This window comes from Micromonospora sp. BL1, from assembly GCF_003667485.1.
GTDB lineage: Bacteria > Actinomycetota > Actinomycetes > Mycobacteriales > Micromonosporaceae > Micromonospora > Micromonospora tulbaghiae.
Genome location: NZ_RCVK01000409.1, coordinates 1 through 8,908, shown reverse-complemented (window position 1 = coordinate 8,908; position 8,908 = coordinate 1). Strand labels below are relative to the sequence as shown.

The 8,908-nt window shown below is 75.1% G+C and carries 8 protein-coding genes and 1 riboswitch; of the genes, 5 read left to right on the top strand and 3 right to left on the bottom strand.

Annotated elements, in window-relative coordinates; genetic code table 11:
- Nucleotides 1-956, top strand: a 956-nt coding sequence (gene sigJ / locus EAD96_RS29960) for an RNA polymerase sigma factor SigJ (protein WP_368666051.1), incomplete at its 5' end; no start/stop codon positions are given.
- Nucleotides 957-962: 6 nt separating this feature from the next.
- Here the strand turns inward: sigJ and EAD96_RS29955 are convergent.
- Nucleotides 963-1,469, bottom strand: coding sequence for a DUF402 domain-containing protein (locus EAD96_RS29955; protein WP_121686591.1), 507 nt, complete (start codon nucleotides 1,467-1,469; stop codon nucleotides 963-965).
- A gap of 124 nt (nucleotides 1,470-1,593) precedes the next feature.
- Between EAD96_RS29955 and EAD96_RS29950 the strand changes: the two genes are divergently transcribed.
- Complete coding sequence (locus tag EAD96_RS29950) at nucleotides 1,594-3,735, top strand: ATP-dependent DNA helicase (protein ID WP_121686590.1); 2,142 nt, start codon at nucleotides 1,594-1,596, stop codon at nucleotides 3,733-3,735.
- 53 nt (nucleotides 3,736-3,788) lie between these two features.
- Here the strand turns inward: EAD96_RS29950 and EAD96_RS29945 are convergent, their stop codons facing one another.
- Entirely contained in the window at nucleotides 3,789-5,063 is a 1,275-nt protein-coding gene (locus tag EAD96_RS29945; RefSeq protein ID WP_308212722.1) for an AI-2E family transporter, read from the bottom strand.
- Nucleotides 5,064-5,235: 172 nt separating this feature from the next.
- On the opposite strand from EAD96_RS29945, the gene EAD96_RS29940 reads away from it, so the two are divergent.
- Nucleotides 5,236-5,583: a co-chaperone GroES gene (locus EAD96_RS29940; protein ID WP_120572899.1), complete on the top strand. Its 348-nt coding sequence runs from the start codon at nucleotides 5,236-5,238 to the stop codon at nucleotides 5,581-5,583.
- 107 nt (nucleotides 5,584-5,690) lie between these two features.
- Nucleotides 5,691-5,849 carry a hypothetical protein gene (locus tag EAD96_RS31305; protein WP_162881441.1) on the top strand — a complete coding sequence of 53 codons (159 nt, stop codon included), beginning with the start codon at nucleotides 5,691-5,693 and terminating at the stop codon, nucleotides 5,847-5,849.
- 27 nt (nucleotides 5,850-5,876) lie between these two features.
- Here EAD96_RS31305 and EAD96_RS29935 read toward each other — a convergent pair whose 3' ends face one another.
- Nucleotides 5,877-7,442 (bottom strand): PrsW family intramembrane metalloprotease, encoded by a 1,566-nt coding sequence (locus EAD96_RS29935; protein ID WP_233586232.1) that lies wholly within the window; start codon nucleotides 7,440-7,442, stop codon nucleotides 5,877-5,879.
- A gap of 23 nt (nucleotides 7,443-7,465) precedes the next feature.
- Nucleotides 7,466-7,588, top strand: a riboswitch (SAM riboswitch).
- 45 nt (nucleotides 7,589-7,633) lie between these two features.
- Here EAD96_RS29935 and EAD96_RS29930 point away from each other — a divergent pair.
- Complete coding sequence (locus tag EAD96_RS29930; protein WP_121686588.1) at nucleotides 7,634-8,905, top strand: aminotransferase class V-fold PLP-dependent enzyme; 1,272 nt, start codon at nucleotides 7,634-7,636, stop codon at nucleotides 8,903-8,905.
- The last annotated feature ends 3 nt before the right edge of the window (nucleotides 8,906-8,908 follow it).

Genomic DNA, 8,908 nt, shown 5'->3' with positions numbered 1-8,908 from the left:
GGGTGGACGAGCTTGCGGGGGAGTTCGAGGCGGAACGAGGGCGTCTCCTGGCGGTCGCGCAGCGGATGCTCGGCAGCCGCAGCGAGGCCGAGGACGCGGTGCAGGAGACCTGGCTGCGTTTCTCCGGCGCGCTGAGCGACCCGGAGGAGCGCGCCCGCGTACGCGGTCTGCGGGGCTGGCTCATCACCACCTGCTCCCGGATCTGCCTGGACGTGCTCCGCTCCGCCCGGGTGCGCCGGGAGGCGTACCCCGGTCAGTGGCTCCCCGAGCCGATGGTGACAGCGGTGCCGGCGGCGGACGGGTTCGCCCCCGACCCGGCCGAGCGGGCGGTACGGGCCGACCAGCTCGGCACCGCGCTGCTGGTGGTGCTGGAACGGCTGACGCCCGAGCAGCGGGTCGCGTTCGTGCTGCACGACGTGTTCGCGGTGCCGTTCTCCGACGTGGCGGACGTGCTGGCGGTGACGCCGGAGGCGGCGCGTCAGCTGGCGTCACGCGCCCGCCGGGCGGTGCACGGGCCGGACGCGCCCCGGCACAGCGCCGACCTCGCCGAGCAGCGGCGGGTGCTCGCCGCGTTCGCCGCCGCGGTGGAGTCGGGTGAGCTGGAGCAGCTGGTCCGCGTGCTCGCCCCGGACGTGGTGTCGATCGGCGACGCCGGCGGCCACTTCCCGGCCGGACGCCGGCCGGTGGTGGGCGTCGACTCGGTCGCCCGGCTGCTCCTCGGCCTGTACGGCCAGGCCCGGCAGCGGGGTGGCCTGCGCGGCCGGCCGGTGCTGGTGGACGGGACGCTGGGATGGCAGTCGGAGTTCTTCCACCGCGACGGGCGGCCCATCCGCATGGTCACCTCGTTCGCGGTCCACGAGGGGCGGGTCACCGGCGTGTTCAACCAGCTCAACCCGGCCAAGGTGAGCGACCTGCCGCCGCTGGGGCCGGACGCCGTCTGGCCGCCGCGCTGGTAAGCCGGCTCAGACCACCAGCGCCAGCCACTTCCGGTACGACGTGGCGAACGGCTCGGTGCCGTCGCCGAGCGCGCCGAGCAGCCAGCGGGACGCGGCCTCGGCCTCGGTGACCACGTCGTCCGGGTAGCCCCAGCGGGCGCGGTGCACGGCGAACTCGTCCTCGTCGCGCAGCTCGACCAGGCCGGTCTCGCGGCGGCGCACCACGTCCAGGTCGAGGTCGATCAGGTGGACCGTCTCCTCGCCCTCCCAGCGGGCCGGGGTGGCGATGTCGCAGTAGACCTCGCTGGTGCGCGGCGGCGGGTTGAACATGCCGGTCCACCAGGCGTGGTGCGGCACCAGCAGGACGAACGGGATCTGCTCGACGGACGGGCGGCCGTGGTAGACGGATTCGGTGCCGGCGGGCACGCCGAGCCAGACGCCGAGGTCGTCCTCGGCGAGCCGGCGGGCCGGGTAGTCGCGGTGGGCGCTGCCGTCGTACTTGCGGTAGATCACGCGGACCACGTCGCTCGGCATGCCTGGCACCCTAACCGATTCCGGCCACGCCACGCGATCGGGAGGTAACCGGACGCGACCCGCCGTCCCGCCACGCCGCCGGAGCGGCCGGACCCCCGTCGGTGCCGGCGGGTACGGTCGCACGGTGACCCCGTCCCGCACCGCCACCGGCCCGGCCGTCCCGAAGAAGCGCCGGAGCAACCGACCCGGTGCCGGGGAGTTGCTGACCGCCGCGGTGGGCGCGGTTCCCGGCGGCGCGGCCCGGCCGGGTCAGCAGCAGATGGCCGAGGCGATCGAGCGCAGCATCGGCTCCGGCGAGCACCTGCTGGTGCAGGCGGGGACGGGCACCGGCAAGTCCCTGGCCTACCTCGCTCCGGCGCTCACAGTGGACGGGCCGGTGGTGGTGTCCACCGCCACGCTGGCGTTGCAGTCCCAGCTCGTCGAGCACGACCTGCCGAGGCTGGCCGACGCGGTCGAGCCGGTGCTGGGCCGCCGTCCCACCTTCGCCGTGCTGAAGGGCCGCCACCACTATCTCTGCCTGGCCCGGCTGGACAGCTCGGTCGAGGACGAGCCGGACGACGCGCTGTTCGACGCGCCCCGCTCCGGCAACGGGGGCACCAAGTGGCTCGGCGAGGCGGGCCGCCTGGGCAAGCAGGTGCAGCGGCTGCGCGACTGGGCCGAGGAGACCGCCACCGGCGACCGGGACGAGCTGGACCCGGGCGTGGACGAGCAGGTGTGGCGCAGCGTCTCCATGCCGGCCCGGGAGTGCGTCGGCGCGAGCCGCTGCCCGTTCGGTCAGGAGTGCTTCGCGGAGGCGTCCCGGGCCCGCGCCCGCGAGGCCGACATCGTGGTCACCAACCACAGCCTGCTCGCAGTCGACATGCTCGCCGGGCGGCACATCGTGCCGCCGCACAAGCTGCTGGTGGTGGACGAGGCACACGAGCTGGCCGACCGGGTCTCGTCGGCTGCCCAGGCGGAACTGGTGCCGGAGCTGATCGACAGGTCCACCCGGCGGGCCCGGCCGCTGCTGCGCCCCGACGTGGCCGAGCGGCTTACCGAGGCCGGTGACGCGCTCGCCGTGGGGCTGGCCGAGGCGCCGGCCGGGCGGCTCACCGCCGGTCTGCCGCCCGCGCTGCGCGAGGCGTGCACGCTGCTGGACTCGGCGACCCGGGCCGCGCTGGAAGGGATCGGCGACGTGAAGTCCGACGACCCCGACCCGGTACGCAAGCAGCAGGCCAAGGCGGTGCTGGACGAGCTGTCCACCACCGCCCAGCGGCTGCTGGAAGAGGCCGACCACGACGTCGCCTGGGTCGAGAAGCCGGACAACGGCAGCCGCCGGGCGCTCGTGGTGGCGCCGCTGTCCGTCGCGGGCACGCTCGCCACCCACCTGTACGACGAGCGCACGGTGGTCGCCACCTCGGCCACGCTGGCGCTGGGCGGCCGCTTCGACACGGTGGCCCGGGCACTGGGGCTGGACGCGCCGCCGCCCGCCCCGCCGTCCCCGGCCGCCGCCGCGATCGCCACCGCTGCCGCCGCGGGCCGCTCCCCCGTCACGCCGGTGGCCGCCACCGAGGGCAGCCGGGCGGCGATCGGCACCGTACCGGCGACCGAGGGGCCGGGCTGGAGCTCGCTCGACGTCGGCTCGCCGTTCGACTACGCCCGGCAGGGCATCCTGTACGTGGCCGCGCACCTGCCCCGTCCCAGCGTCTCCGGGCTGCCCGGGCCGGCCGGTGAGGAGCTGCTGGCGCTGGTCGAGGCGCTCGGTGGTCGTACCCTCGGGCTCTTCTCGTCGCGACGGGCCGCGCAGCAGGCGGCGGAGCTGGTCCGCGCGCGGACCGACCTGCCGGTGCTGCTCCAGGGCGAGGAGGCGCTGCCGCTGCTGGTGCGCCGGTTCCGCGAGGTACGGGAGAGCTGCCTGTTCGGGGTGATGTCGCTCTGGCAGGGGGTGGACGTGCCGGGCGACGCCTGCCAGCTCGTGGTGATCGACAGGTTGCCCTTCCCCCGCCCGGACGAGCCGCTCGCGGCGGCGCGGGCGGCGGCGGTGGATGCCGGTGGCGGCTCGGGTTTCGCGGCGGTGAGCGTGCCGATCGCGGCGGTCCGGCTGGCCCAGGGCGTCGGCCGGCTGATCCGCGCCACCGGCGACCGGGGCGTGGTCGCGGTGCTCGACTCGCGGCTGGAGACGGCCCGCGGGTACGGCCCGTTCCTGCGCCGTTCGCTGCCGCCGTTCTGGTACACCACCCGGCCGGAGGTGGCCCGGGGCGCGCTGGAACGGCTCGCCAAGAGCTGACGCCCGCGCCTCCCCGGGCGGGGTGACGCGGGCGTCGGTGGATCTGTCGCCGGTCAGGGCGCCTGGGAGGCGACCACCACCGCGTCCGGTGGGGTGTCCGGCACGGTACGCGCGGCGAGCCGCCGGACCGCGGTGTTGACCACGGCGATCAGCGGCACCGCGACGAGCGCGCCGGCGATGCCGGCGAGCACCACGCCGGCGGCGATGCCGATGATCACGGCGAGCGGGTGGATGGCCACCGCGCGGCCCATGATCAGCGGCTGGAGCACGTGGCCCTCGACCTGCTGCACGCCGACCACCGCGCCGAGGATGATCAGGGCGGTCACCGGGCCGCTGTCGACGAGCGCGACCAGCACGGCCACCACGCCGGACAGGAACGCACCGACGATCGGGATGAACGCGCCCAGGAAGACCAGCGCGGCCAGCGGGAACGCGAACGGGATGTCGAACAGCACCAGGAAGATGCCGATGCCGACCGCGTCGATGAAGGCGACGAGGACGGTGGCCCGCACGTACGCGCCGAGTGTCGCCCAGGACGCGCGACCGGCGTCGTCGACCTTCCAGCGGGCCGCGACCGGCAGCAGCCGGACCAGGAACCGCCAGATGGAGTTGCCGTCGCGCAGGAAGAAGAACGTGGCGAACAGCACGAGCACGGTGCCGGTGAGCACCTCGGCGAGCGTGGCGGCGGTGCTGAGCGCACCGCTGGTGAACCGCTCGGTGTTGCCGTTGATCCAGTTCTGCGCCTCGTTGATGTAGCGGTCGAGCTGGCTGTCGGACAGGTGCAGCGGGCCGGTCTTGAACCAGTCCTGGATCTGCCGGATGCCCTCCGAGGACTTCTCGCTCAGCTCCGGTACGCCCTTGATGAACTCGTTGACCACCAGCGTCAGCGTGCCGACCACGGCGGCCAGGCCGCCGACGAGCACCACACCGGTGGCCAGCGAGCGGGGCAGGCGGGCCCGGAGCAGCCAGCCGACCGCCGGGGCGAGCAGCGCGGAGAGCAGGAGCGCGACGGTCAGCGGGATGATCACGATGCTGATCGTGCCGATGATCTTGATGAGCGCCCAGGTAACGATGCCGATCACGATCAGCCGCCAGCACCACGCGGCGGTGATCCGCAGCGCGTGCGGCACCTCCGTGTCGTCCCGGCTCACAGTCGAGGAGTGCAACGCGGCCGGCGACCCGGCGCCCACGACCATCGCCTCCGGCGGGGCGGTCGGCCCCGGCGTGGCGGGCGAGGCCACTCCCGCGTCCTCCGCCTCCGCGGTGGCCCGCCGGGTCCGGGCCGTCTCCCGGCCCGACTCGTACGCGCGGCGGAGCCGCCCGCGCATCCGCTCGAAGCGGCTCAAGCGCACCTCCGGCAAAATCAGCCCCACCAGATCGCAGGGGGCACAGGATACGTCCGTACGCCCCACCCTAGGGCGACTCGGCCACACATTGCCCACCCTGCGTACTCGCCAACCACACCGGAATCGACCGACGGCCACGCGGTAGCGTCTTCGCGTGACCGCCGACCAGAGTCTCGACGCCGGGCTGCCGATCCGTCTGCTGCACGACCGCGTGCTGGTGCGTACCGAGGGTGGCGAGGGGGAACGCCGCTCCACCGCCGGCATCGTGATCCCCGCGACGGCAGCCGTGGGCAAGCGGCTGGCCTGGGCCACAGCGGTCGGCGTCGGGCCGAACGTCCGCGCGATAGTGGCCGGCGACCGGGTGCTGTTCGACCCGGACGACCGCTCCGAGGTCGAGTTGCACGGGCGGGCGTACGTGCTGCTGCGCGAGCGGGACGTGCACGCCGTGGCGGCCGAGCGGGTGGAGACCACCGCCGCCGGCTCCACCGGCCTCTACCTGTAGCTCTCCCCCTCCGACGCCGCTCGCTGCGCGGCGGTGCTGTTTGCGGCGCTGCCCGGCGGGAAGCCCAGGCACCTCAGCGCGCCCTGGGGAGGGACACCATGCCGGTAGTGATCAAAAAGATCCTCGCCTGGGGATTCCTCGCGTTCCTGATCTACTTCATGGCGTTCCGGCCGGACGGGGCGGCACAGGTGTTCAAGGGCATCGGCGGCGCGCTGATGGCCATCGCCCAGGGGCTCGGCGACTTCCTGACCGGCCTGATGAGCTGACCGCCGCCGCCGACGGGCCGAACGGCCTCAGCGCCCGGGATGCCAGGGCGCGCCCGGGTCGTGCCGGCCGCCCGGTCCGTGGCCGGCACCCGGGCCGTAGCCGTGGCCGGAAGCCGGGCCGTGCCAGCCGGCCGGGCCGTGACCGCCCGGGCCGTAGCCGCTGGGGCCGTAGCCGCCGTGCGGGAAGGCGGGCGGCTGGGCCAGCACCACCGGGATCGGCACCACCGGGTCGTCCGGCGCCTCCACCGGGCGCTGCGAACCGTCCGGGAACCGCAGGTGGTAGCGCTGACCGTCCCAGACCCCGACCGGCGCCTGCGGGTCGCGACCGACGAAGAACGACCGGTACGCGGTGATCGCGTCCAGCAGCTCCCGTTCCTCCCGCGCCGTCCGCTCCCGCTCCTCCGGCTTGCGGTCCAGCCCCCGGCGCATCCCGTCGCGCAGCAGCGCCAGGCGGGTCGCGGCGAACTGGTAGCCGCGCATCGCGCGTACCCCGCCGTCACCGGCGACCCGGCGCGCCCACGTACGCGCCGCGTGCCGCCGGCCCAGGCTGCCCAGCGCCGCCACCTCGGGCGGAGTGAGCCAGCCCGCGCGGACGTAGTCCGGCAACGTGCGCTCGGTCAGCCGGCCCTCCCAGGCGCGCAGCCAGACCGCCAGCCCGACCATCGCGAAGAAGATCGGCACCATCACGCCGATGTAGCCGTAGAGCACGATCACGGTCTCGCCGGTGGCCTGGGCCAGCGAGGGCAGCAGGTTCCAGGTGCCGTGCAGGATCATCGCCAGCAGCAGCCCGGCGAGCGGCGCGAGCACCCGCACCCGCCGGTCGGCGGTTCGCGCGGCGACACCCAGCCCGACGCCGGTCATCGACGTGAACAGCGGGTGGGCGAAGCCGAACAGCAGGATCCGGACGATGAAGATCGCGATCACCTGCTGCGCGCCGGTGGCCGGACCGTACTCGTCGGCGCCCGCGCGGTAGCCGTGCCCGCCCAGATAGAGGATGTTCTCCACCATGGCGAAGCCGACCGCGGAGAGCCCGCAGTAGACCAGGCCGTCGGTGATGCCGGAGAACTCCCGCCGCCGGAAGATCAGCACCAGGAGCGGACCGGCCGCCTTGGTCAGCTCCTCGATGAACGGCGCGACCAGCACCGCGGTCAGCGCGACCGGCAGCCCCCGGTCTTCGAACAGCCCCGCGCTGGCCGTGTTCACCAGCAGCGAGATGGCGGTGGAGACGAAGGCGCCCCAGGCGAAGCAGAAGATCAGGTACTTCAGCGGCTCCGGCTCGTAACGGTCGAGCCAGAGGAAGCAGAAGACCAGCACCGGCACCGGCAGGATCGCCGCGATCACGCCGATCAGCAGCGCCTCGGCGCCCAGGCTCTCGCCGAGCGTGAACACCATGAACAGCGCACCGGCCGCGATCAGCAGCACCACGCCGGCCAGCACCAGGAAGCGCCGCCAGCCGAGCCGGCGCAGCGGCATCCGGGGCGCCGACGCCCCCGGCGGGGCGGCGGGCGCGTGCGGTGGCGGCGGAGCTGCGCCGGGTGGGGTGTCGGCCATGCGGTCAGCGTAGTCACCCACGACCCACTGGTCCGGTCGCATCGTGAGGGCTATGCTCCCGGACAGGTCACGAGCGCCAGCGTCAAGCCCCGGCTTGCTGGCCGGCAACCCTCGTCGAGGTTCGCGGTGGGGTGCCCCGGGTGATGACCGGGCCCGGTGCCGCTCCGCGCGCCGGGCAAGCGCGGACCCCGTCCCGGCACCCCTGGGGTCCCTGTGACCCGGGAGGCTCCGGCATGACCGTCACCCTCGTACCCTCGCTGCCCGTGCTGCCCGTGCTGCCCGCGCCGGTCCGGCCCGACCCGCTCGGCGTGCTCGGCGTACCGGGGGAGATCAACCTGGACCACGCCGCCAGCGCGCCGTGCGCGCGGGCCGCGGCCGACGCGGTGGCGGAGCTTCTGCCCTGGTACGCGAGTGTGCACCGCGGCGCGGGCGCGCTGTCGCGGCGCTGCACGCTCGCCTACGAGCGGGCCCGGCAGACGGTCGGCGACTTCCTGGGCACCCGCCCCGACGATCACGTGATCTTCACGCGGAACACCACCGACGCGCTGAACCTGCTGGCCCGGGCGCTGCCCGCCGGCACCACCGTGATCACGTTCGGTGGCGAGCACCACGCCAACCTGCTGCCCTGGCCGCGCGGCTCGGTACGGCTGCCGGTGCCGGACAGCCCGGCCGGCGCGGTCCGCTCCCTCGCGGCGGCGCTCGGCGAACTCGCCCGCGACGCCCGGCCCGGCCTGCCCGTGCTGGTCGCGGTCACCGGCGCCGGCAACGTCACCGGCGAGTGCTGGCCGGTCGCCGAGCTGGCCCGGGTGGCGCACCGGTACGGCGCCCGCATCCTGGTCGACGCCGCGCAGCTCGCCCCGCACGCCCCGGTAGACCTGACCGCGCTCGACGTGGACTACGTGGCCCTGTCCGGGCACAAGCTGTACGCCCCGTTCGGCGCGGGCGTGCTGGCCGGGCGCGCGGACTGGCTGGACGCGGCGCCGCCGTACCTGGCCGGAGGCGGCGCCACCAGCCACGTCGGCGCCGCGACGCACGAGGTGCGCTGGACGACCGGCCCGGCCCGGCACGAGGCCGGCACGCCGAACCTGCTCGGCGCGGTGGCGCTCGCCGCCGTGTGTGAGGCGCTCGGCGCGGCCGACCGGGACGCGCTGCACGCCCGGGAACAGGCGCTGCTGGCCCGGCTGCGTACCGGGCTGGCCGCGCTGCCGGACGTGGTGGAGCTGCGGGTGTTCGGCCCGGACGCGCCCCGGGTGGGCATCGTCAGCTTCGTGGTCGCCGGGCGGGACTCCGCCGAGGTGGCCGCCCACCTGGCGAGCCGGCACCGGATCGGGGTACGCGACGGCCTGTTCTGTGCGCACCCGCTGACCCGGCGCCTGCTGGCCGAGGCCGCCGCCCGTACCGGCCGCACCGACCTGCCCCCGACCGCCCTACGAGCCAGCCTCGGCCTCGGCACCACGCAGGCGCAGGTGGACACCCTCCTGACCGCCCTGACCCACCTCCCCTAGCCC